This is a genomic window from Pseudomonas sp. FW305-20, from assembly GCF_058788075.1.
Genome location: NZ_JBYTAJ010000007.1, coordinates 198,351 through 220,723, shown reverse-complemented (window position 1 = coordinate 220,723; position 22,373 = coordinate 198,351). Strand labels below are relative to the sequence as shown.

Sequence of the window (22,373 nt, the reverse complement as noted above, 5' to 3'; positions counted from 1 at the left end):
TTGCTGAAAGGGCAAAGCGAATATCAACCAAAAGCCAGTTGAGGGCTTTCCCTCAACCATAGAATCTCCCACAGGGGTTCTTCGACATACCTTAAAATCGCGCCAAGTCATCGTACAACTTCTGATTGACATTCCCCGTAACACTTGTAAATAATCCGCCCCAACGTTGTACGACGACGTATAACGAAAAATAAAAACAACAAGAAACACGGGAGCGTCACTGTGAGCAAGCTCGTCCGCAATTCCTCCGTCAGCACCCCTCGCCCAACCTTCGCACGCCGTCACGCCCTGAACCTGATCGGTTGCAGCAGCCTGGCCCTCGCCCTGCCCATGACTAGCCATGCCGAAGGTTTCGTCGATGACGCCAAAGCCACGCTGAACCTGCGCAACTTCTACATCAACCGCAACTTCACCAACCCGGCCTACCCGCAGGGCAAGGCGGAAGAGTGGACGCAAAGTTTCATCCTCGATGCCAAATCCGGATTCACCCAAGGCCCCGTCGGTTTCGGCTTGGATGTGCTGGGCCTGTATTCGGAAAAACTCGACGGTGGCAAAGGCACGGGCGGCACCTCGTTGCTGCCGATTCATGACGACGGCCGCCCGGCCGACAATTACGGGCGCCTGGGTGTGGCGTTGAAAGCTAAAGTCTCGAAAACCGAATTAAAGGTCGGCGAATGGATGCCGGTGTTGCCGATCCTGCGCTCCGACGACGGCCGCTCCCTGCCGCAAACCTTCCGCGGTGGTCAGTTGACGTCCACCGAGATCAGTGGCCTGACGCTCTACGGTGGCCAGTTCCGCGCCAACAGCCCGCGCAACGATGCGAGCATGGAAGACATGTTCATGAACGGCAAATCCGCGGCCTTCACCTCGGACCGTTTCAACTTTGGTGGCGGTGAATATGCATTCAACGAGAAGCGCACCCAGGTCGGCGTCTGGTACGCGCAACTCAGCGACATTTATCAGCAGCAGTATTTCAACCTGAGCCACAGCCAGCCCATCGGCGACTGGACCCTCGGCGCCAACCTTGGCTACTTCATCGGCAAGGAAGACGGCAGCGCCCTGGCCGGCGAGCTCGATAACAAAACCGCGTTCGCCATGCTCTCGGCCAAATACGGCGGCAACACCTTCTTTGTCGGCCTGCAAAAACTCAGCGGCGACGATGCCTGGATGCGGGTCAACGGCACCAGCGGCGGCACCCTGGCCAACGACAGCTATAACTCCAGCTACGACAACGCCAAGGAACGATCCTGGCAGCTGCGTCACGACTACAATTTTGTGGCACTCGGCATTCCCGGCCTGACGATGATGAACCGCTACATCAGCGGCGATAACGTGCACACAGGCACCATCACCGACGGCAAGGAATGGGGCCGCGAATCAGAACTGGCTTACACCGTACAGAGCGGTGTGCTGAAGAACCTCAACGTCAAATGGCGTAACGCGTCGATCCGCAAGGACTTCAGCACCAATGAATTCGACGAAAACCGCATTATCATCAACTACCCGCTTTCGTTGCTGTAAGCCGGATCTTTGTAGCAGCTGGCGAAGCCTGCGTTCGGCTGCGAAGCAGTCGTAAACCCTGCGAGCGTGATTTTCCTGATGCACCGCGTCGGCTGATTTTACGACTGCTTCGCAGCCGGACGCAGGCTTCGCCAGCTGCTACATCGATTGCGGGGCGACCGGACCCTTCGTCAACTTCAATTGATGTGTCGTTGACAACTACCAGAAAGGCTAACGATACTTCGCCACAGTCATACGACAACCTACAACAACTAACAATAACTGCGTATCAGGGACTTCCATGACCACTACTCCCCCAGCCCCTTTCAATCGTCTCCTCCTGACCGGTGCCGCCGGTGGCCTCGGTAAAGTCCTGCGCGAACGCCTGCGGCCCTACGCCAATGTGATTCGCCTGTCGGACATCGCCGACATCGCCCCGGCCATCGATGACCGTGAAGAGGTCGTGCCCTGCGATCTGGCAGACAAGCAGGCAGTCCATCAGTTGGTTGAAGGCGTGGACGCGATCCTGCATTTCGGTGGTGTGTCGACGGAGCACTCGTTCGAAGAGATCCTCGGCGCCAACATCTGCGGCGTGTTCCACATTTATGAAGCCGCTCGCCGCCATGGTGTGAAGCGAGTGATTTTCGCCAGTTCCAACCACGTGATCGGCTTCTACAAGCAGGATGAAGTGATCGACGCCCACTCCCCTCGCCGCCCGGACAGCTACTACGGTTTGTCCAAGTCCTATGGCGAAGACATGGCCAGTTTCTACTTCGACCGCTACGGCATCGAGACCGTCAGCGTGCGCATCGGCTCCTCGTTCCCGGAACCGTTGAACCGCCGAATGATGAGCACCTGGTTGAGCTTCGGCGACCTGACGCAATTGCTCGAATGCGCGCTGTACGCCCCTGATGTCGGCCACACCGTGGTCTACGGCATGTCCGACAACAAGGACGTCTGGTGGGACAACCGTTTCGCCACCTGCCTGGGTTATGAACCCCAGGACAGTTCCGAAGTGTTCCGCGAAAAAATCGAAGCCCAACCGATGCCAGCCGCTGATGACCCGGCTCGGGTCTACCAGGGTGGTGCGTTTGTCGCGTCCGGCCCGTTCGGCGACTGAGCTCGCGTACCTCACTGGATCCCGACAACAAAAACCCGAGGGGATGAGCTGTCATGCAAGCCGAATTGATCGTCGATGCCCGCAACGCAGTCGGTGAATGCCCGGTCTGGGTGCCCGAGGAAAACGCCCTGTATTGGGTCGATATTCCTGCCGGTGGACTTCAGCGCTGGAGCGCCGAAACCGGCCATGTCCACGCCTGGAGAGCACCGCAGATGCTTGCCTGCATTGCACGTCACCGCGATGGCGGTTGGGTTGCCGGGATGGAAAGCGGTTTTTTTCATCTGCACCCGCATAACGATGGCAGCCTCGACAGCAATCTCCTGGCGCCGGTCGAACACGCCCGCACAGACATGCGCCTGAACGACGGTCGCTGCGATCGTCAGGGCCGTTTCTGGGCCGGCAGCATGGTGCTGAACATGGGCGCCAACGCTGCCGACGGCGCGCTTTACCGCTACAGCACCGGGCAACACGGGCGACTCGAGGCGCAACTCGGCGGGTTTATCGTGCCCAACGGTCTGGGTTTCAGCCCGGACGGGCGGACGATGTACCTGTCTGACTCTCATCCTCTGGTCCAGCAAATCTGGGCCTTCGATTACGACACCGACAGTGGCACACCGTCCAACCGACGGCTGTTTGTCGACATGCATCAGTTCGCTGGTCGTCCCGATGGCGCAGCGGTCGATGCCGAAGGCTGCTACTGGATTTGCGCCAATGACGCCGGGTTGATTCACCGTTTCACTCCCGACGGCCGGCTGGACCGTTCCCTCGCCGTGCCGGTGAAAAAACCAAGCATGTGCGCCTTCGGCGGCAGTCGCCTGGACACCCTGTTCGTGACCTCGATCCGACCCGGCGACGACCATGACGAACAGTCACTGGCCGGCGGTGTATTCGCCCTCGATCCCGGGGTGAAAGGTTTGCCGGAGCCGTTGTTCAACGATTGCTGATCACCCAGCTTTGAATGATGTGACTTGGCTGGCGAGGTCTCCCTGTGGCGAGGGAGCTTGCTCCCGCTGGGTCGCGCAACGGCCCCCTGCAATTTTTCAGACAGTCCGAGTTTCCTGTATTTGCGACTGCTTCGCAGCCGAGCGGGAGCAAGCTCCCTCGCCACAAAAGCCTTTCAATGAGCTAGTAAAAATCAACATGACGCCAATAACTCTGGAACTCGAAGACGAATTCACCCACCTCACCCTCGCCCCCGAACTCGGTGGCAGCATCGTCAACTGGAGCGTGCGCGGCACGGGTCTGCCGCTGTTGCGAGGATTGCGTTTGCTGAAGCAAGGCGAGTCAGCCGAACTTGGTTTCAGCCTGCACTATCGCTACCCCAGCAACTGACTCAGCACCGCGCGCAACTTGCCGGGTTTCACCGGTTTGTTCAGCAGCGGTGCATCGAGTCGCTGCAATGAGCGCCGACACTGATCCGTGCGGTCGGCAGTGATGATCACTGCCGGAATGGCCTGGTGGTAATGCTCGCGCAAATGCCTGACCACATCGCAGCCCACCACGCCGTGATCGAGATGGTAGTCCGCCAGAATCAATTCCGGCGCTCGCCCCTGCAACGCAGCCAGTGCAGAGAACTCATCGGTGGCCGTGACCACCTCGCAGCCCCATTGCCCGAGCAGCGCGCTCATGCTTTCGAGGATGCTCACTTCGTTGTCCAGTACCAGCAAACGCCGGCCGGGCAATGGATTTCCGGTGCCGGGTTGTGGTGCCGCCAGGCTGATCGGCAGCGGAACCTCATGGGAAATCGGCACGTCGATGCTGAACATCGAACCGCGCCCCGGCAACGAATGAACCCCGACTTTATAGCCGAGGATTTTGGCGATGCGCTCAACGATGGCCAGCCCCAGGCCCACGCCCTTGCGGTCGGCGGCGCGGCCGACGTCCAGTTGGTTGAACTCGAGGAAGATCGAATCCAGTCGGTCCGCCGCGATCCCCCGCCCGGTGTCCCAGACTTCAAGACGCAGCATTTCACCCCGGCGCCTGGCCCCCAGCAGGATGCTGCCTTCGTCGGTGTAGCGGCAGGCGTTGCTGAGGAAGTTGCGCAGGATCCGCGTCATCAGGCGCAGGTCGGTGCTGATGGCGTAATCGCCCATGTGCACCCGCAGGTTCAACCCTGCGGCCTGGGCCACTGACTGGAACTCCGACACCAGCGGCGCGAGCAATTCGTCGAGGCGATACAGCGCAATATCCGGTTTGACCGCGGCCTGATCGAGCCGGGAAATATCCAGCAAATCGGTGAGCAGATCCTCCGCCCCTTCGAGCGCCTGGTGAGTCCGCTCCACCAGCACCTGTTCGACGTCGGGCAGCTTGCGTTCGCGCAGGGTCGAGATCAGCAAACGAGCGGCATTGAGCGGTTGCAGCAGGTCATGACTGGCGGCGGCGAGGTATTTGTCCTTGCTGCGGTTGGCGGCCTCGGCGGCGTCCCGGGCATCGCGCAAGGCTTGGGCAATCTGCTTACGCTGGGTGATTTGCTGTTGCAGGTTACGGTTGGCTTCCAGCAACTCGTCGGTGCGCGCGGTGACGCGCTGCTCCAGTTCGTCGTTGAGTTGCTGAAGACGCTGCTGGGCGAGTTTGCGTTCGGTGATGTCGGCGACAAAACCTTCCACCAGCCCTTCCTGATCGGGCTTGAGCAACAGGTTCATCAACACGTCGACGCTGCTGCCATCCTTGCGCCGCAATTGGGTTTCGTAGCCAAGCAGACTGCGCTCGCGCTTGAGCATTTCACCGATGTTTTCCAGCTCTTGCGCGCCGTTGACAAACAGGTTGCTCGCCAGATCAGCCAGCGAAAACAGCACTTCCTGGGGATTGTCGTAGCCGAGCATCCGCGCCAGTGCCGGGTTGGCGGCGCGCATGCCTTCCAGGAGGCTGGCCTGGAAGATCCCGTGGACCGCGTTTTCGAACAGCCATTTGTAGCGATTGCGCTCGGCTTCCAGCTCGTCGAGGCGCGCGGCCAGTTCCGGGTAATGACTCTTGCGCGCCGAGTGGCTGCCTAATCCCAGTAACCCCGCCAGCGCCCGTTGCTGTTCGTCAGAGGGCTTCGCCATAGACGACCTCGACATCACGCTGACTGGACTCGCGCGGGTTGGTCAGGATGCACGGGTCGTGCATGGCGTGTTGCGACAGGAACGGAATGTCCGCGGTGCTGACCCCGTGCAATCCGAGGGTTTCGTGGAAGCCGATGGCGTGTTTCAACGCAATCAGGTGTTCGACCAGACGCCCGCAAATCTGACGGTGATTCAAGCCACGGCAATCGATGCCAAAGGTCTCGGCGATCACCTTGAAGCGCTCGGGCGCCGAGCTGTAGTTGAACGCCACCACGTGTTCCACCAGCACCGCGTTGCACAGCCCATGAGGCAAGTCGAGAAAGCCACCGAGGCTGTGGGACATGGCGTGCACCGCGCCGAGGATCGCGTTGGAGAACGCCAGCCCGGCCTGCATGCTGCCCAGCATGATTTTCTCGCGCAAGGCAATGTCGTGCGGGTTGGCGATCATCTGCACCAGGTTGCCGTTGATCAGGCGCATCGCTTCAAGTGCGTGGGGATCGGTCAACGGCCCGTGACCGGTGGACACAAACGCTTCGATGGCATGCACCAACGCATCGATGCCGGTACAGGCCGACAGGAACGGGTCCATGCTCAACGTGGTTTCCGGGTCGATCAGCGACACGTCCGGCACCACCGCCTTACTGACGATGGAGAATTTCATGCGTTCTTGCTGGTTGGAGATGATCACGAATTGCGAGACATCGGCCGAGGTCCCGGCGGTGGTCGGAATCAGGATCAGCGGCGGGCTCGGGACGCGGATGGTGTCCACGCCTTCGAATTCGAGAATGCTGCGCCCATGGGCGACGACAATGCCGATGCCTTTGCCGCAATCCATCGGGCTGCCGCCACCGACGGCCACGATCACATCGCAATGGTTTTCCCGGTACAGATCGGCGCCGAGCATCACTTCTTCGACCCGCGGGTTGGGCGAGACCGCGCTGTACAGGACGTACTCGATGCCCTGGGCCTGCAGGCTGGCCTCGACATCGGCGACCCAACCGGCGGCAATCACACCGGGATCGCTGACCAGCAGCACCTTGCGGGCACCAAAGGTTTTGGCGCAATTGCCGACGTTGTGCCGGCAGCCGGCACCAAAGATGATTTCAGGGGAAACGAATTTACGCAGTTGACTGAGACTCTGGCTCATTGGAAAGCCTGTTTTTATTGTTTTGGAAGGTAATGCCCACACTAAACCATCCGGTGGTGAATGCAATCAGACCAATGGGTAGCACGGCTGGTGTACTCAAATCCTGTGTCCACCGCAAATCCCCTGAGGGAGTGAGCCTGCTCGCGATGACGGAGTGTCAGGCAGCATCAATGGTGGCTGGAAGACCGCTATCGCGAGCAGGCTCACTCCCACAGGGGATTTGTGTTGTTTGATTCATCCGCGGTAGATCAATCGCGAAGCCTTCTCGTTGCGTAACGTCAGGTGTTCCATACCCAGCCCCGGCGCCTCGGCTTCCTCGCGGGCCTTGAGAATCACACCGTGGTGCGGGGATTTGCTGCACACCGGGTCAGCGTTGGCGGCGTCGCCGGTCAGCATGAATGCCTGACAGCGGCAGCCGCCCAGATCCTTGTGCTTTTCATCGCAGGAGCGGCACGGCTCCTTCATCCAGTCATCGCCACGAAAGCGGTTGAAACCGAAAGAATCAGTCCAGATGTGCTCGATGCTGTGCTCGCGCACGTTGGGAAACTGCACCGGCAACTGGCGGGCGCTGTGGCAAGGCAATGCCGTGCCGTCGGGGGTGATGTCGAGAAACAGATTGGCCCAGCCGTTCATGCAGGTCTTGGGGCGTTCTTCGTAGTAATCCGGGGTGACGAAGATCAACTTGCACGGGTGGCCCTGTGCTTCAAGACGCTCGCGGTATTCGTTGGTGATGCGCTCGGCACGCTGCAATTGTTCACGCGTGGGCAACAGGCCGACGCGGTTGAGCTCGGCCCAACCGTAAAACTGGCACGTCGCCAATTCGACGAAATCTGCTTCCAGCTCCAGGCACAAGTCGATGATCTGCGCGATCTGGTCGATGTTGTGCCGATGGGTGACAAAGTTCAGCACCATCGGATAGCCCTGGGCTTTCACCGCTCGGGCCATGGCGAGTTTCTGGGCGAAGGCCTTGCGCGAACCGGCGAGCATGTTGTTCACCGCTTCGTCGGCGGCCTGGAAGCTGATCTGGATATGGTCCAGGCCCGCGACCTTGAAATCGCGGACTTTCTGTTCGGTCAAGCCAATGCCCGAGGTGATCAGGTTGGTATAGTAACCCATGTCCCGGGCGGCCTTGATCAGTTCGGCCAGGTCCTGTCTTACCAACGGCTCGCCGCCGGAAAAGCCCAACTGCGCGGCGCCCATCTCCCGGGCTTCGCGGAACACCCGGATCCACTCTTCGGTGCTCAACTCTTCGCCAGATTGGGCAAAGTCCAGCGGGTTGGAGCAATACGGGCATTGCAGCGGGCAACGGTAAGTCAACTCCGCCAACAGCCACAGCGGCGGACCCGGACGCGAGTCACTCGATCCAGAATTGAGCATGGGCCACCTCCAGAAACGCCAGCACATCTTCGTCGATCCCCGGTACGCCGGGGAAATTCGCGGACAGTTGATCAATGATCGCCGCAACGCTGCGCTGGCCGTCTACCAGATCGAGGATCTGCCCGGCACTGTCGTTAAGTTTGATCATGCCTTCGGGGTACAGCAGCACGTGACAGTCCTGACGCGGCTCCCACTGCAGACGAAAGCCCTGGCGCAGCGACAGTGATTGTTCGCGGTTGATCAGGCTCACAGGGCAATCCCCCGATGCCAGACCTGTTCCGTGGTGACGGTGTGATACGGCGGGCGCTCCAGTTCGTAGGCCATGCTCATGGCGTCGAGCATGCTCCACAGCACGTCGAGCTTGAATTGCAGGATTTCCAGCATGCGTTGCTGGCCTTCGACCGTGACGTAATGCGCGAGGGTGATGCGCAAGCCATGCTCGACATCCCGTCGCGCCTGACTCAGGCGAGTACGGAAATAGTCATAACCGCCGACGTCGATCCACGGGTAATGGGCCGGCCAGGCATCGAGCCGGGATTGGTGGATCTGTGGTGCAAACAGTTCGGTCAGCGAACTGCTGGCGGCTTCCTGCCAACAGGCGCGACGGGCGAAATTGACGTAGGCGTCGACGGCGAAACGGACACCGGGCAGCACCAGTTCCTGTGAAAGGATTTGCTCGCGATCCAGCCCCACCGCTTCGCCCAGCCGCAGCCAGGCTTCGATGCCGCCTTCACTGCCGGGTGCACCGTCGTGGTCGAGAATTCGTTGCAGCCACTCCCGGCGCACGTCGCGGTCCGGGCAGTTGGCGAGAATCGCCGCGTCCTTCAGGGGGATGTTCACCTGGTAGTAGAAGCGATTGGCGACCCAGCCCTGAATCTGCTCGCGGGTTGATCGGCCGGCGTACATGGCTTGGTGGAATGGATGATGGATGTGGTAATAGGCGCCTTTGGCGCGCAGGGCTGCTTCGAATTCGGTGGGGGACATCGCTTGGTCAGTCATTGTGTTCTCCTGGTAGCGCTGCGGTGTCTAGTCTGGCGCCTTCGCGAGCAAGCCCGCTCCCACATTGGTTCTCTGTTGTTCACACATTTTGTGTCCAGTGGAGATCCCCTGTGGGAGCGGGCTTGCTCGCGAAGGGGCCCTCCGCTACAACTCAATACTCATGCCGTCATAGGCCACTTCGATCCCGCGCCGCTCCAGCAGCGCTCGCTCGGCGGAGTCTTCATCGAGGATCGGGTTGGTGTTGTTGATGTGGATCAGCACCTTGCGCTGGCGGGTGAAGCCTTCAAGGATTTCGAGCATGCCGCCGGGGCCGCTTTGCGACAGGTGACCCATTTCACTGCCCAGGTTCTGGCCGACCTCGCAGACTCGCATCTCGTCGTCGCGCCACAAGGTGCCGTCCAGCAACAGGCAATCGGCGCGTTGCATCCAGCTCAGCACCTCATCGTCGACCTGTCCCAGGCCCGGCGCGTAGAACAGCGAAGCACCGCTGCGCCGGTCTTCGATAAACAAACCAATGGTGTCGCCCGGCTGCGGATTGCCGCGATTGGGCGAGTACGGCGGTGCGTTGCTGACCAAGGGGATCGCGCGAAACCTCAGGTGTGCACACGCCGGGATGCTGAAGGGCTCGCGGTCGAGCCCGACCGGTTGCCACTGCAGCCCGCCATTCCAATGCTTGAGCATGGTGAACAACGGGAAGCCGCTACTCAGGTCTTCATGGACCCGTTCGGTGCACCAGACCTGATGCGGGCAGCCTTCGCGCAGACTCAACAGGCCGGTGCAATGGTCGATCTGGCTGTCCAGCAGGACGACGCCGGCGATCGCGGTATCGCGCAACCGGCGCGCCGGTTGCAGCGGCGCGAAACTCTCGAGTTGCGCGCGAATGTCCGGTGAAGCATTGCACAGCACCCAATCCACACCGTTGTCGCTCAGGGCAATAGAGGACTGGGTGCGGCGTTGGGCCCGCAGGCTGCCATTGCGCATCGCGGCGCACTGGCGGCAGTTGCAATTCCATTGCGGAAAACCACCGCCAGCGGCGGATCCGAGAACGCGAATGTGCATGGGCAATGCTCCAGAAGGCAGGCCCGGCCAACGCAACAGCTGGCCGGGTGAACAATCAGCGGTTGGCGAAATACATCGTCACTTCGAAGCCAATGCGCAGATCGGTAAACGCGGGTTTAGTCCACATGGGTCAATCCTCTTCTTATGCCGGACGATTCCGGTAAAGCCATTAATGCACGGGGCGCCAGGCACTCGAATGCTACTTTCGAACGAGGTGGCGGCGTGCATTGGTAGGGGGTATTAGAAGGTGCAGGCATTACACAAAACAGTGTGGCGAGGGAGCTTGCTCCCGCTGGGTCGCGAAGCGACCCCATTCCCGACAACCCGGTGCATCAGGCACACCGGGGGTTCCGGGATTGCGACGGCTGCGCCGTCGAGCGGGAGCAAGCTCCCTCGCCACAGGTACCGGAGTAGGACTAGAAGAACCCCATCGGGTTGATGTCGTAGCTCACCAGCAGGTTCTTGGTCTGCTGATAGTGGTCGAGCATCATCTTGTGGTTTTCACGGCCAACACCGGACTTCTTGTAGCCACCGAACGCGGCGTGGGCCGGGTACAGGTGGTAGCAGTTGGTCCAGACACGCCCGGCCTTGATCGCCCGGCCCATGCGGTAGGCGCGGTTGATGTCGCGGGTCCACAGACCGGCGCCGAGGCCAAACTCGCTGTCGTTGGCAATCGCCAGGGCTTCGGCTTCGTCCTTGAAGGTGGTGATACCCACCACCGGGCCAAAGATTTCTTCCTGGAACACGCGCATTTTGTTGTGGCCCTTGAGCAGGGTCGGCTGGATGTAATAACCCGTCGACAAGTCGCCCTCAAGACGCTCGGCCGCGCCGCCGGTGAGCAGCTCGGCGCCCTCCTCCTGGGCAATTGTCAGGTACGAGAGAATCTTGTCGTATTGCTGCTCGGACGCCTGGGCGCCGACCATGGTTTCGGTGTCCAGCGGGTTGCCGCGCTTGATCTTGACGATCTTCTTCATCACCACTTTCATGAAGTCGTCGTAGATCGACTCCTGCACCAAGGCGCGGGAAGGACAGGTGCAGACTTCGCCCTGGTTGAAGAACGCCAGCACCAAGCCTTCGGCAGCCTTCTCGATGAACTGCGGCTCGGCTTGCATGATGTCTTCGAAGAAGATGTTCGGCGACTTGCCGCCCAGTTCAACGGTGCTTGGAATGATGTTCTCGGCCGCGCATTTCATGATGTGCGCGCCAATCGGAGTGGAACCGGTAAAAGCAATCTTGGCGATGCGCTTGCTGGTGGCCAGCGCCTCACCGGCTTCACGACCGAAACCCTGAACGATGTTCAGCACGCCAGGTGGCAGCAAATCGGCGATCAGCTCGGCGAAGACCATGATCGACAGCGGCGTCTGCTCGGCAGGCTTGAGTACCACGCAGTTACCGGCGGCCAGGGCCGGGGCGAGTTTCCAGGCGGCCATCAGCAGCGGGAAGTTCCACGGGATGATCTGTCCGACCACGCCCAGCGGCTCGTGGAAGTGATAGGCGGTGGTCAGCTCGTTGATCTCGGCGGCGCCGCCCTCTTGAGCGCGGATGCAACCGGCGAAGTAACGGAAATGGTCGGCGGCCAATGGCACGTCGGCATTCAGGGTTTCGCGCACAGCCTTGCCGTTGTCCCAGGTTTCGGTGACGGCAAGGATTTCCAGGTTCTGCTCGATGCGGTCGGCGATTTTCAGCAGCACCAGAGAGCGGTCCTGCGCCGAGGTCTTGCCCCAGGCGTCAGCGGCGGCATGCGCGGCGTCGAGGGCTTTCTCGATGTCGGCGGCGCTGGAGCGCGGGAATTCGGCGATCACTTCACCGGTAACTGGCGAAGAGTTGGTGAAGTACTCACCATTGACCGGGGCAACGAACTCGCCGCCGATGAAATTGCCGTAGCGCGGTTTGAACGTAACGACGGCGCCAGGTGTGCCAGGTTGTGCGTAGATCATGGTGGGCCTCTGTCTGGGTCGATGCCTGTCGGGCAAACAGGCGATGAACCGATAGTAGAGAGCCCTGCGCGCCAGACGAATGCGCCGTTGGCAGGAGGACTCTCGTTATTTGGTAGTAGGAGCTGAGCTTGCTCGCGATTGGAGCGCCACAGTCTTGATCGTTCCCACGCTCTGCGTGGGAACGATCAGTGGCAGGTATCAGTGCTTGGCCACCAGGTCTTTCGGCAGCTTGAACGTCCAGAGCATGCCGCCCTGGTTGAAGTCCTTGATGCGCTTGGCCACTTCGCCGCCCCACAGCGGTACAGCACCGCCCCAGCCGGACAACACCGAGACGTACTGTTCACCGTCCATTTCCCAGGTCACAGGCGAGCCGAGTACGCCGGAACCGGTCTGGAATTCCCAGACTTTCTCGCCGGTCTTGGCATTGAACGCCTGCAGGAAGCCTTCAGGCGTGCCGGTGAACACCAGGTTGCCCTTGGTGGTCAGCACCCCGCCCCACAGCGGCGCGAAGTTCTTGTGGCGCCAGACTTCCTTGCCGGTTTTCGGGTCGATGGCGCGCAACACGCCGATGTAGTCTTCATTCAGCGGTTTGATAGTGAAACCGGCACCGAGGAACGCCGCGCCTTTCTTGTAGGCGATGCCTTCGTTCCAGATGTCCATGCCCCATTCGTTGGACGGCACATAGAACAATCCGGTGTCTTTGTTGTAAGCCATCGGCATCCAGTTTTTCGCGCCGAGGAACGCAGGGGCTACGAACACCGAACTGCCTTTGGCTTCGGTGCCGGGAGCACCTGGGCGGCTGGCTTCGTTGTAGATCGGCCGTCCCTCTTTATCCAGGCCGGTGGCCCAGGTGATCTTGTCCACGAACGGGAAGCCGCGAATGAATTTGCCGTTGGTGCGGTCCAGCACGTAGAAAAAACCGTTGCGGTCAGCGGTGGCGGCGGCTTTGATCTCTTTGCCGCCTTCGGTGTAGTTGAACGAGACCAACTCGTTCACGCCGTCATAGTCCCAGCCGTCGTGAGGCGTGCTCTGGAAGTGCCACTTGATGGTGCCGTCGTCCGGGTTGAGCGCCAGACGCGACGACGAGTAGAGGTTGTCGCCAGGACGCAGGTGCGAGTTCCATGGCGCCGGGTTGCCGGTGCCGAACAGCAGCAGGTTGGTTTCCGGGTCGTAGTAACCGCCCAGCCAAGGGGCGGCGCCGCCGGTTTTCCAGAGATCGCCGGGCCAGGTCTTGCCTGCTTCACCGCCGGAGATGCCGTTCTCTACCGCTTTGCCGTCCTTGTAGGTGTAGCCCATGTGGCCTTCGACGGTGGGACGGCTCCACAGCAGGCTGCCGTTTTTCGGGTCGTAGGCTTCGATTTTGCCTACCACCCCGAACTCGCCACCGGCGACACCGGTGATCAGTTTGCCGTTGATCACCAACGGCGCGGCACTGATGGAATAGCCTTCCTTGTGGTCGGCGACTTTCTTGCTCCAGACAACTTTGCCGGTGTCCTTGTTCAAGGCCACAAGCTTGGCGTCGAGGGTGCCGAAGATCACCAGGTCGCCATACAGCGCGACACCCCGGTTGATCACGTCGCAGCAAGGACGGATGTCATCGGGCAGGCGAGCATCGTATTGCCAGAGCTTCTTGCCGGTGCGCGCATCCACCGCAAACACCCGCGAGTAGGAACCGGTCAAGTACATCACGCCGTCCTTGATCATCGGCTGTGCTTGCTGACCGCGTTGTTTTTCACCGCCGAAGGAGAATGCCCAGACTGGCCGCAAGTCCTTCACGTTGTTAACGTTGAGCGTGTCCAGCGGGCTGTAACGCTGACCCTGGACGCCCAGACCGTTAGTGACGATCTGCCCCGGGTTCTTGGGATCCTGGAGGATGTCTTGATCAGTGACGCCGGCCAATGCCGAGCCAGACAACAGCATGGCACTGAGCAGCACACTCAAGACGAAGGGTTGGCGACGTGCGGGTTGGGTCATGACGGCTACCTCTGCAGTTTTTGTTATACCCGGGAAATTTTCCCGGTCTGGTGCAGATTCTTGGGCGCCGCCGCCCTTGGAACAATTGCCCGCAGTGCTGAGATTGCTAGTTCCTTAGTACCGGGTCGGATGAGATGAGTGCTGACTGATCGTTCCCACGCTCTGCGTGGGAATGCAGCCCGGGACGCTCCGCGCCCCTTTCGAAAGCTGGAACGCGGAGCGTCCCTTGAGGCATTCCCACGCGGGAGCGTGGGAACGATCATTGCCTGTTCGCGGCGGAATCGACACGGGTCATTTGTGCGCGCTCGTAGCGCGGATACAGATGGCTGACGCTGCGGATCAGCTCGTAACGACTCAGGCTGATCCCGGCAAACCGTTCGGGAATGGGGCTGCGGATCATCTCGGCCATATCACTGCCATTGGCGGCGCCGTCGCGCATGAGCTGATCGAGCCAGGTCAGGTAGTCGCGCATCTGTTCGAACGGCTGTTGATCCCTGGCGACCGGTCCATGGCCGGGGACGATCAGCGTCCACGGCAGGCCTTGAAGCGTGGCGATGTCCGCCAGCCACACCGACAGCCCCGGACTGTTGGGCGTGGTCAGGGCCCGCTGGTAAAACACCAGGTCCCCGGCAAACAACACGCCGGTTTTCTGGTCGAGAATAGCCAGATCCGCGCCTGTGTGCCCACCCAGGTCCAGCAGGCGCAGATCGTGATTCCCAAAACTTCGCACGCCCGGTATCAGCGTCCGGGTCGGCAACACCACTTCGGTGCCACGCATCCAGTCGCCCACCAGGCGATACATGTTCTCGGCCATGGCGTCGCCCTGCTGATGCAACAGCTCGGTGGTGCCGGCCAACGCGCTGATCGGCACATCACTGAAGGCCTGGTTGCCGAGCACATGATCAGGATGATGATGGGTCAGCAGCACCTCGATCACCGGTTTGTCGGTGGTCGCGGCGATTGCCTTGCGCATCGCTTCGCCGTAGCGTTTGGACGGCCCGGTGTCGATCACCACCACCCCCTGCTCGGTGACGATGAACCCGGTATTGACGATGTTGCCGCCGTTGGCCTTGGCGAAATTGTCGGTGCTGCCCTCCAGCAGCCAGGTGTCTTCGGCGATCTGCCGGGGCTTGAGTGAGTAGTCGAGTTCGGCCAGAACCGGCAGGCTCAGGCTCATGAACAACAGCAGCATCCAGCGCATCACGCGCTCCTTTGGGTCAGGGTATGGCCGCATCGAATTGATTGCCGCTGTTGTCGCGCAGCATCAGGCGCGTCTGCCCTGCCCCTTCGATATCGAAGGCCAGGTTGGGGTTTTCACTGACCGCGGGAAACAGCTCAAGACGGGCCAGCAATTGATCGTTCTGATCCCGCAGTTCGGCATGACTGATGAAGAATTCCGGGATGCCGCTGACCATGCCATTGTCCATCGGGTGCGCCACCTGCATGCGCACTCGGCTGAACTCACCACGGGGATATCGACCGCCCAGCACTTCGCCGATGTGCTCCTCCCAGCCCGGCTGAGTGCGTACCACGCTCGGCGCCGTGCAACCACCGCCCGCCGCATCGATCAGCGTCGAGCCGACGTGCCACACCCCATCACGGGTCAGTACCGCCGCACGCAACGGCGTGGCCTGCTCAATGCGGATACGAATCGACAGCCAGGGCAGCACGCGGTCCAGCGGCTGGAAATCGACGATTTTCGGCAAAGGGTTGAGCTCGGCCCAGGCGAGGATTTTCACCACTTCGCCCTTGAACGCCCGCGCGTCAATTTCCAGTGGCACCTGCCGGGCGTCTTCGGCGAACGGCGGCGCCAGCAGCTTGACCCGATCGTCGAACACGAACGGCGCATCCCCGAGCATTTGCTTGTGATAAAAGGCCCACATCACCGACGGCACCGGGTCTTTGCCCGGGTCGATGTCCACCGCGTGCGCGGCGATGGGTAACCAACAGGCCAACAGACAAGCCGCTCGCCAGTTCACTGTTGATACATCTCAGGCACGTCATAGCGCAGGCCGTAATGGCCATAAATGGTCTTGACCGAGCCCTCGCGAATCAGGGTTTCCAGCGCCTCTTCCACGGCATAGGCCAGTTGACGGTTGCTTTCATGCACCGCCATGCCGATCTCCCACAGCTGCTTGCCCATGTTCGGGTAGGCGTTTTCCGCCAGCGCCACTTGCGGGTCGTTGGCTTCATGAACCTGCCAGTCGATCTCCCCGCGCATGGCCATGACGGCATCGACTTCACCGGCCTTCATGGCGGCAAAAGCCTGGGGTACGCCGGGATAGTGGTGGGTTTTGCCGGCGAGCATGCCGTTGAACACCGAGGTCAGGTAGAACGACGGCACGCTGTCGACTTCGACGCCGATCGGGTGGTGCTCGAACACCGCGACGCTAGCGACTTTGTCCAGTCGGCGGCGATCATAAGCAACCTGCCATTGTTCGTTCTGGTACGGGCCGAACATCACCACATGGCCGTTTTCCAGCTCGCCCAGTTCATTGCGCTTCTGCGCGTAGGCGCGATCGTATGGCACGCGCATCATCAGGTCGGCCAGTTGCAGATCGTGCAACTGACTGGCACGCCAGATGTAATCGCGCAGGTCGTCATCGAGCTTCTCGCCGGCCGGCGCCCAAATCAACCTCAGGCGCACGCCAAGGGCCTTGGCCAACGCCTCGGCAAGTTCGACATCAACGCCCCGGGCCTGGCCGTCGTGTTCAAAACTGTAAGGGGCGAAGTCCTTGTAGACCGCCACTTTCAGTTCCCCGGCGGCGATCATTTCGTCATAGGTACGGACCTGCGCCTGCACTGCCTGGCAGCACAGCAACACAGCGCTGATCAACACAGCGAACAGGCGCATGGGTTATTCCTCGACGCGAACGGTATCCAGGTAAGTGCGGACCGCCCACAAAGCTTCCTGGCTCAGGTAATCGGCCATCTTCGGCATGTACACCCGGCCGTCACGCACCGCGCCGTGGCGCACGCGTTCGACGAACCATTCATCACCCGCCTCGCCGACATCGAGCAGGCGCAAATCGGGGGCGATGCCGCCGGACTTGGCTTCCAGGCCATGGCAGGCCGCACAGTTCTGGTTGTACGCCGAAGAGCCGATTTCCACGGCCTTATCGTGTTCCGGGGTGGTGCGATAAGGGTTCACCGCAGCCCAACCATCGGCATCAACCGGTACGCCAGCGTCCTTGATCGAGGTCAGGCCCGCGGTGGCGACAGCCTGTGGGACCACGTTGCCATGGGCCCAGACAGAACCTGCACTGATAAAGCCGGCCAGCAAACCGGCAACGAGCAAGGCGTTGCGTCTTGTTGTCATTGTTATGCCCTCTTGATTGCACGCAAAACCTCTTTGAAGAGGCTATGGCACCCATCTTAGGAACGGCTTCGCGCAAGCCCCATGCTGCTTTGGTGGCCGCCGTCTAGTTCCTTGGTAGTAGGGCTTGTGGCGCACACCTAAATCAGGTGCCGTACGGGAAGTATTCCCGGCAACAGCGGGACTTTTTCCGTATCCGCCAACACGTCGGGCACACCACCCTGTGCAGGCCAAAACCTCCACTGGGAACTGCAACCATGACAATAAGATCGCTACCCGCCCTTTCCCCGCTGTCTATCGCCGTGCAGGCTTTTCTGCTGGTGGGCAGCCTGTCCCTGAGTGCTGTCAGCTACGGCGCGACGGCACCGGCCACTCCCACCCGCAATGTGAGTTGGGAAGACATCGCCAACGATCACCTGACCACCAAGGACGTGCTGCAATACGGCATGGGCACCAACGCCCAACGCTGGAGCCCGTTGGCCCAGATCAATGACAAGAACGTGTTCAAGCTGACCCCGGCCTGGTCCTACTCGTTTGGCGATGAGAAGCAGCGCGGCCAGGAATCCCAGGCCATCGTCAGCGACGGCGTGGTGTACGTCACCGGTTCCTATTCGCGGGTATTTGCCCTGGACGCCAAGACCGGCAAGCGCTTGTGGACGTACAACCATCGCCTGCCGGACAACATTCGTCCGTGCTGCGACGTGGTCAATCGCGGCGCGGCGATCTTTGGCGACAAAATCTACTTCGGCACCCTCGACGCGCGGCTGGTCGCCCTGGACAAGAACACCGGCAAAGTGGTGTGGAACAAGAAATTCGGTGATCACGCCGCCGGCTACACCATGACCGGCGCCCCGGTGCTGATCAAAGACAAAACCACCGGCAAAGTGCTGCTGATTCACGGCAGCTCCGGTGATGAGTTCGGCGTGGTCGGGCAACTCTTCGCCCGCGATCCCGACACGGGTGAAGAGGTCTGGATGCGGCCCTTCGTCGAGGGTCATATGGGCCGGTTGAACGGTAAGGACAGCACCACGACCGGCGACGTCAAGGCGCCGTCCTGGCCGGATGACCCGACCACCGAAACCGGCAAGGTCGAAGCCTGGAGCCACGGCGGCGGTGCCCCTTGGCAAAGCGCCAGTTTCGATCCGGAAACCAACACCATCATCGTCGGCGCCGGCAATCCTGGCCCTTGGAATACTTGGGCTCGGACCTCCAAGGACGGCAATCCTCACGATTACGACAGCCTCTACACCTCGGGCCAGGTCGGCGTCGATCCGAGCACCGGCGAGGTGAAATGGTTCTACCAGCACACCCCGAACGATGCCTGGGATTTCTCCGGCAACAACGAGCTGGTGCTGTTCGACTACAAGGACAAGGACGGCAAAACGGTCAAGGCCACCGGCCATGCGGACCGCAACGGTTTCTTCTACGTGGTCGATCGCAACAACGGCAAATTGCAGAACGCATTTCCCTTCGTCGACAACATCACTTGGGCCAGCCACATCGATCTCAAGACCGGCAAGCCGGTGGAGAATCCGGGCCAGCGTCCGGCCAAACCGTTGCCCGGTGAGACCAAGGGCAAGCCAGTGGAGGTTTCGCCGCCGTTCCTCGGTGGCAAGAACTGGAACCCGATGGCCTACAGCCAGGACACCGGGCTGTTCTACATTCCGGGCAACCACTGGAAGGAGGAATACTGGACCGAAGAGGTCAACTACAAAAAAGGCTCGGCTTACCTGGGCATGGGTTTCCGCATCAAGCGCATGTACGACGATCACGTCGGCAGCCTGCGCGCGATGAACCCCACCACCGGCAAAGTGGTCTGGGAGCACAAAGAAGCACTGCCACTGTGGGCCGGCGTGCTGGCAACCAAGGGCAACCTGGTATTCACCGGTACCGGCGACGGTTTCCTCAAGGCCTTCGATGCGAAAACCGGCGCGCAGCTGTGGAAGTTCCAGACCGGCAGCGGCATCGTCTCGCCACCGATCACTTGGGAACAGGACGGCGAGCAGTACGTCGGTGTGACCGTCGGTTACGGCGGCGCGGTGCCGTTGTGGGGCGGTGACATGGCCGAGCTGACCAAACCGGTGGCTCAGGGCGGATCGTTCTGGGTGTTCAAGATTCCGAGCTGGGATAACAAGACGGCGCAGAAGTAATCCGCCACCTCCTGTGGTGAGGGGGCTTTTGTGGCGAGGGGGTTTACCCCCGTTGGGTCGCGAAGCGGCCCCCTACATTTTCCAGGAACACCGAGTTGCCTGGATTAACGACTGCTTCGCAGCCGAACGGGGTGGTGCGGCATTCCGATAAACCCCCTCGCCGAAAAGCTCCCTAGCCACAGGTTTTGTGTGTATCCAGCTGCCCTCCATATTTCGAGGACCTGCAATGAAATACCTTCCCTTATTCCTTATGTTGACACTGCCTTTGGCTCACGCCACCGACGACGGCGAAGACACCCCGTTCATCATCAACGGCTGCACCGTCGCCCAACACAGCCAATGCCCCGGCGCCGATCTCAAAGGCGCGAACCTGAGCAATCAGGACCTGCGCAGCATGAACCTCAGCGGTGCCGACCTGCGCAATGCCGACCTGCGCCACGCCCGACTCGATCTCGCCAACCTGGAAAAAGCCCGATTACAGGGCGCCAACCTGACCCGCGCCAGTCTGCAACAAAGCAACCTGCGCCTGGCCGACTTCACCGGGGCAACCCTGATGGCGATTCAGGGCTGGGGGATGTTCGCCCAGGGTGCACAATTTCAGGATGCCAACCTCGGTGGCGCTTACCTGCAATTTGCCCGCCTGTCCGGGGCCAAATTGCACAACGCCAATCTGCGGGCTGCGGATCTGGAAATGACCTGGTTGAGCAAGGCCGACCTCAAGGGGGCCAATCTTAGTGATGCCAATCTGCAAGAGGCCAAGTTGGGGGAAAGCAATTTGGAACAGGCGAATCTGAGCGGCGCACGGCAGCACTATGCGAATTTTCAGGATGCGAATATGGAGGGCTGCACCGGTTGCCCGACGACGTGGGGCAAATGAGGCGATATACCGGATGATTGTTCCCACAAACGGGTCGCCCCCCAAAAGTTGCACACAACTGATGGGGTGTTTCACGCAATCCCCTGTGGGAGCGAGCCTGCTCGCGAAAGACGTGAACGATAACGCGTGCTGTCTGAATGAACGCGGTGTCCAGACATCTTTCGCGAGCAGGCTCGCTCCCACAGATACAACGCCGGGCTGTTGATCTTGCTGTTGATCTTGATCTGCCCCGTCGGAAGGCCGAGCGCAGGTTCTGCGCAGTGGGCACCGCGGCAAGGATGCCGCGGTAGCCGCCCCCGGCCATGGATGGCCGATGGCGGCGGGCCCACGGAGCAGGACCGGAGCGAGGGTACCCTGAGCCTAGGCGAAGGGCCGTACGTCAGGGGCCAAAGCGTTTTGGTTACTTTGGCGCTTTTCCAAAGTGACCCGCCGTAAGGGCGGAACCGCAAGCAGCCGTTACCGCAGCAACGGATATGCACCCCGAAGTAAATATTTACCCTTCAGCCCAACGTGTACCCGTTATCAACCTTCCAATCCTGCCCATAAACACCCCGAGCCCCCTGCGACAGCTGAAAAACAATCACATTGGCCACCGCCGCCGCATCAAGAAAATGCCCCGGCAACAGACGTTTACCCAGCGTGTCGGCAACATCGCCAAGCTCCCCATCGCTCAACCCCAGGTTGTCCCACATCGAGGTCGCCGTCGGCCCCGGCGAAACCAGATTAATCCGCACATCAAAACGCGCAAACTCCACCGCCAACGTCCGCGCCTGAGCCGCCAAGGCAGCCTTGCTGGCAATGCACGCAGCCAACCCCGGAAAACTCGAACCGGTCAGAAAACTCCCGACAAACACCACCGACGCCGGGTTCGCCAATTCACCGCGCAACGCCGCCAGCGTATTCAACGCCCCGGCACCGTTAACCGCCCACTGACGCTGAAAGGCCTGCATATCCAGGCTGTCAGCCATTTCGGCGATGCCCGCGTTGGGCACCAGATAATCCACGGGGCCAATCGCCGCCGCGCACTCGGCCAGCTCGCGCAGGTCCTGCTGACTCGTGACATCCCCGGCAAACCACTGCAACCGCTCGCCGTAGATCTGCTGCAACGCCGGCAATTCACCGAGGGTCCGAGACATCGCCAACACCTTGACCCCGCGCGGCAACAGCGCGGCGCACAGAGCCAGACCAATTCCGGAGCTGGCACCCGTGACCACCGCCAAGCGATCCTGAAACTCGGTTTTCATCATTTACTCCTGGGCATCACGGATGCCAGCACTGGGGGACATTGCCAGCCCCTATCTTTGAGCAGGAGGAAAAAAAACGACTTGACGGCGATCAGGATTTTTCGACGGCGTTAGTGCTGCTGCAACAGCGCCGGAGTGATCTCGCTGAATCGCAGCAAGCGACCGCCCTGTTCAGCGGCAAGTTTCTCAGCGGCCTCGCGATTGGAGAACGACGCCAGCACTACGCCCATGGCGCCCTTGAGTTGGGTGCCGACCACGTAGAACGCATCCTTGGCATCGATCAGCTGAGCGTCATCCGGCGCGATCCAAGGGCTGCGGCCCATGTCGTGGACATACAGTCTTGCATCGCCATGATGATTTTCCGGCTGCAACCACCAACCGATCATTTCCGCCGTGGAGCAGAACTTCTTGACCCCGGACCGCTCGACCACCTCGCCCTTGGGCCCGGGGAATCCGTCGATGATCATCCCGCAGACATGGCATTCATCACTGGGATGAAAGGCCGTGGCCGCGTCGCTGTAAGTGGCTTGCGCCGGGTTGTCGCAAGCCGTCAGAAACAGGCACATCATCAGGCCCGCCACCGCGCGCATCGTCGTCAGATAAAACCCATTCATCGTTAACTACTCCCA

General features: G+C 60.8%; 20 protein-coding genes and 1 pseudogene. 6 read left to right on the top strand and 15 right to left on the bottom strand.

From position 1 onward, the window contains the following. Positions 1-222 precede the first annotated feature (222 nt). From AC3WP4_RS09005 to AC3WP4_RS08990, 4 genes and pseudogenes are all read left to right on the top strand, one after another. Complete coding sequence (locus AC3WP4_RS09005) at positions 223-1,521, top strand: OprD family porin (RefSeq protein WP_102616697.1); 1,299 nt, start codon at positions 223-225, stop codon at positions 1,519-1,521. A gap of 280 nt (positions 1,522-1,801) precedes the next feature. Continuing rightward, positions 1,802-2,620, top strand: coding sequence for an NAD-dependent epimerase/dehydratase family protein (locus AC3WP4_RS09000; protein ID WP_102616696.1), 819 nt, complete (start codon positions 1,802-1,804; stop codon positions 2,618-2,620). A 53-nt stretch (positions 2,621-2,673) separates the two neighbouring features. Continuing rightward, entirely contained in the window at positions 2,674-3,564 is an 891-nt protein-coding gene (locus AC3WP4_RS08995; protein WP_102616695.1) for an SMP-30/gluconolactonase/LRE family protein, read from the top strand. 196 nt (positions 3,565-3,760) lie between these two features. Further along, a pseudogene (locus AC3WP4_RS08990) lies at positions 3,761-3,877 on the top strand (aldose 1-epimerase); the annotation flags it as partial. A 59-nt stretch (positions 3,878-3,936) separates the two neighbouring features. Here the strand turns inward: AC3WP4_RS08990 and AC3WP4_RS08985 are convergent. From AC3WP4_RS08985 to pedF, 13 genes are all read right to left on the bottom strand, one after another. Beyond that, positions 3,937-5,664 carry a PAS domain-containing hybrid sensor histidine kinase/response regulator gene (locus AC3WP4_RS08985; protein WP_074876195.1) on the bottom strand — a complete coding sequence of 576 codons (1,728 nt, stop codon included), beginning with the start codon at positions 5,662-5,664 and terminating at the stop codon, positions 3,937-3,939. Then, complete coding sequence (gene ercA / locus AC3WP4_RS08980) at positions 5,648-6,811, bottom strand: alcohol dehydrogenase-like regulatory protein ErcA (RefSeq protein ID WP_074876193.1); 1,164 nt, start codon at positions 6,809-6,811, stop codon at positions 5,648-5,650. The genes AC3WP4_RS08985 and ercA overlap by 17 nt, the downstream gene beginning before the upstream one ends. Positions 6,812-7,045: 234 nt before the next feature. Beyond that, positions 7,046-8,188 (bottom strand): pyrroloquinoline quinone biosynthesis protein PqqE, encoded by a 1,143-nt coding sequence (gene pqqE / locus AC3WP4_RS08975; protein ID WP_102616694.1) that lies wholly within the window; start codon positions 8,186-8,188, stop codon positions 7,046-7,048. Continuing rightward, positions 8,166-8,438 carry a pyrroloquinoline quinone biosynthesis peptide chaperone PqqD gene (pqqD, locus tag AC3WP4_RS08970; RefSeq protein WP_102616693.1) on the bottom strand — a complete coding sequence of 91 codons (273 nt, stop codon included), beginning with the start codon at positions 8,436-8,438 and terminating at the stop codon, positions 8,166-8,168. The genes pqqE and pqqD overlap by 23 nt, the downstream gene beginning before the upstream one ends. After that, the gene (pqqC, locus tag AC3WP4_RS08965; protein WP_102616692.1) at positions 8,435-9,187 is read right to left on the bottom strand and encodes a pyrroloquinoline-quinone synthase PqqC; all 753 of its coding nucleotides are present in this window, start codon (positions 9,185-9,187) and stop codon (positions 8,435-8,437) included. Before pqqC ends, pqqD begins: the two co-directional genes overlap by 4 nt. A gap of 144 nt (positions 9,188-9,331) precedes the next feature. After that, the gene (pqqB, locus tag AC3WP4_RS08960; RefSeq protein ID WP_074876185.1) at positions 9,332-10,246 is read right to left on the bottom strand and encodes a pyrroloquinoline quinone biosynthesis protein PqqB; all 915 of its coding nucleotides are present in this window, start codon (positions 10,244-10,246) and stop codon (positions 9,332-9,334) included. 55 nt (positions 10,247-10,301) lie between these two features. Continuing rightward, on the bottom strand, positions 10,302-10,373 hold the full coding sequence (pqqA, locus tag AC3WP4_RS08955; protein WP_003253598.1) for a pyrroloquinoline quinone precursor peptide PqqA: 72 nt from the start codon (positions 10,371-10,373) through the stop codon (positions 10,302-10,304). A 289-nt stretch (positions 10,374-10,662) separates the two neighbouring features. Next, the gene (gene exaC, locus AC3WP4_RS08950; protein WP_074876184.1) at positions 10,663-12,183 is read right to left on the bottom strand and encodes an acetaldehyde dehydrogenase ExaC; all 1,521 of its coding nucleotides are present in this window, start codon (positions 12,181-12,183) and stop codon (positions 10,663-10,665) included. A 198-nt stretch (positions 12,184-12,381) separates the two neighbouring features. Beyond that, positions 12,382-14,157, bottom strand: a complete 1,776-nt coding sequence (locus AC3WP4_RS08945) for a PQQ-dependent methanol/ethanol family dehydrogenase (protein ID WP_074876182.1) — start codon at positions 14,155-14,157, stop codon at positions 12,382-12,384. A gap of 259 nt (positions 14,158-14,416) precedes the next feature. Next, a complete protein-coding gene (locus AC3WP4_RS08940; protein ID WP_076031299.1) occupies positions 14,417-15,358 on the bottom strand; it encodes a quinoprotein relay system zinc metallohydrolase 1 in 942 nt (313 codons plus the stop codon). A 16-nt stretch (positions 15,359-15,374) separates the two neighbouring features. After that, positions 15,375-16,136, bottom strand: coding sequence for a quinoprotein dehydrogenase-associated SoxYZ-like carrier (locus AC3WP4_RS08935; protein WP_102616690.1), 762 nt, complete (start codon positions 16,134-16,136; stop codon positions 15,375-15,377). After that, positions 16,133-17,011, bottom strand: coding sequence for a substrate-binding periplasmic protein (locus AC3WP4_RS08930; RefSeq protein ID WP_076031301.1), 879 nt, complete (start codon positions 17,009-17,011; stop codon positions 16,133-16,135). The genes AC3WP4_RS08935 and AC3WP4_RS08930 overlap by 4 nt, the downstream gene beginning before the upstream one ends. 3 nt (positions 17,012-17,014) lie before the next feature. Further along, complete coding sequence (gene pedF, locus AC3WP4_RS08925; protein WP_102616689.1) at positions 17,015-17,476, bottom strand: cytochrome c-550 PedF; 462 nt, start codon at positions 17,474-17,476, stop codon at positions 17,015-17,017. Positions 17,477-17,730: 254 nt separating this feature from the next. On the opposite strand from pedF, the gene exaA reads away from it, so the two are divergent. After that, positions 17,731-19,623 (top strand): quinoprotein ethanol dehydrogenase, encoded by a 1,893-nt coding sequence (gene exaA, locus AC3WP4_RS08920; protein WP_074876174.1) that lies wholly within the window; start codon positions 17,731-17,733, stop codon positions 19,621-19,623. Positions 19,624-19,849: 226 nt separating this feature from the next. Continuing rightward, complete coding sequence (locus AC3WP4_RS08915) at positions 19,850-20,500, top strand: pentapeptide repeat-containing protein (protein ID WP_102616688.1); 651 nt, start codon at positions 19,850-19,852, stop codon at positions 20,498-20,500. A 500-nt stretch (positions 20,501-21,000) separates the two neighbouring features. Here the strand turns inward: AC3WP4_RS08915 and AC3WP4_RS08910 are convergent, their stop codons facing one another. Together AC3WP4_RS08910 and AC3WP4_RS08905 are read right to left on the bottom strand one after the other, a co-directional pair. Next, the gene (locus AC3WP4_RS08910) at positions 21,001-21,744 is read right to left on the bottom strand and encodes an SDR family NAD(P)-dependent oxidoreductase (protein ID WP_102615441.1); all 744 of its coding nucleotides are present in this window, start codon (positions 21,742-21,744) and stop codon (positions 21,001-21,003) included. 110 nt (positions 21,745-21,854) lie between these two features. Beyond that, on the bottom strand, positions 21,855-22,358 hold the full coding sequence (locus tag AC3WP4_RS08905; RefSeq protein WP_102615440.1) for a nitrous oxide reductase accessory protein NosL: 504 nt from the start codon (positions 22,356-22,358) through the stop codon (positions 21,855-21,857). Positions 22,359-22,373: the final 15 nt, after the last annotated feature.

Bases quoted from the DNA above. Each gene is read 5' to 3' on its own strand.
- AC3WP4_RS09000 (WP_102616696.1), top strand. From the start codon at position 1,802: ATGACCACTACTCCCCCAGCCCCTTTCAATCGTCTCCTCCTGACCGGT.
- AC3WP4_RS08945 (WP_074876182.1), bottom strand. From the start codon at position 14,157: ATGACCCAACCCGCACGTCGCCAACCCTTCGTCTTGAGTGTGCTGCTC.
- AC3WP4_RS08915 (WP_102616688.1), top strand. From the start codon at position 19,850: ATGAAATACCTTCCCTTATTCCTTATGTTGACACTGCCTTTGGCTCAC.
- AC3WP4_RS08905 (WP_102615440.1), bottom strand. From the start codon at position 22,358: ATGAATGGGTTTTATCTGACGACGATGCGCGCGGTGGCGGGCCTGATG.
- exaC (WP_074876184.1), bottom strand. From the start codon at position 12,183: ATGATCTACGCACAACCTGGCACACCTGGCGCCGTCGTTACGTTCAAA.
- pqqB (WP_074876185.1), bottom strand. From the start codon at position 10,246: ATGCACATTCGCGTTCTCGGATCCGCCGCTGGCGGTGGTTTTCCGCAA.
- AC3WP4_RS08930 (WP_076031301.1), bottom strand. From the start codon at position 17,011: ATGCGCCTGTTCGCTGTGTTGATCAGCGCTGTGTTGCTGTGCTGCCAG.
- ercA (WP_074876193.1), bottom strand. From the start codon at position 6,811: ATGAGCCAGAGTCTCAGTCAACTGCGTAAATTCGTTTCCCCTGAAATC.
- exaA (WP_074876174.1), top strand. From the start codon at position 17,731: ATGACAATAAGATCGCTACCCGCCCTTTCCCCGCTGTCTATCGCCGTG.
- pqqC (WP_102616692.1), bottom strand. From the start codon at position 9,187: ATGACTGACCAAGCGATGTCCCCCACCGAATTCGAAGCAGCCCTGCGC.
- AC3WP4_RS08910 (WP_102615441.1), bottom strand. From the start codon at position 21,744: ATGAAAACCGAGTTTCAGGATCGCTTGGCGGTGGTCACGGGTGCCAGC.
- AC3WP4_RS08995 (WP_102616695.1), top strand. From the start codon at position 2,674: ATGCAAGCCGAATTGATCGTCGATGCCCGCAACGCAGTCGGTGAATGC.
- pedF (WP_102616689.1), bottom strand. From the start codon at position 17,476: ATGACAACAAGACGCAACGCCTTGCTCGTTGCCGGTTTGCTGGCCGGC.
- AC3WP4_RS08940 (WP_076031299.1), bottom strand. From the start codon at position 15,358: ATGCGCTGGATGCTGCTGTTGTTCATGAGCCTGAGCCTGCCGGTTCTG.
- AC3WP4_RS08985 (WP_074876195.1), bottom strand. From the start codon at position 5,664: ATGGCGAAGCCCTCTGACGAACAGCAACGGGCGCTGGCGGGGTTACTG.
- pqqE (WP_102616694.1), bottom strand. From the start codon at position 8,188: ATGCTCAATTCTGGATCGAGTGACTCGCGTCCGGGTCCGCCGCTGTGG.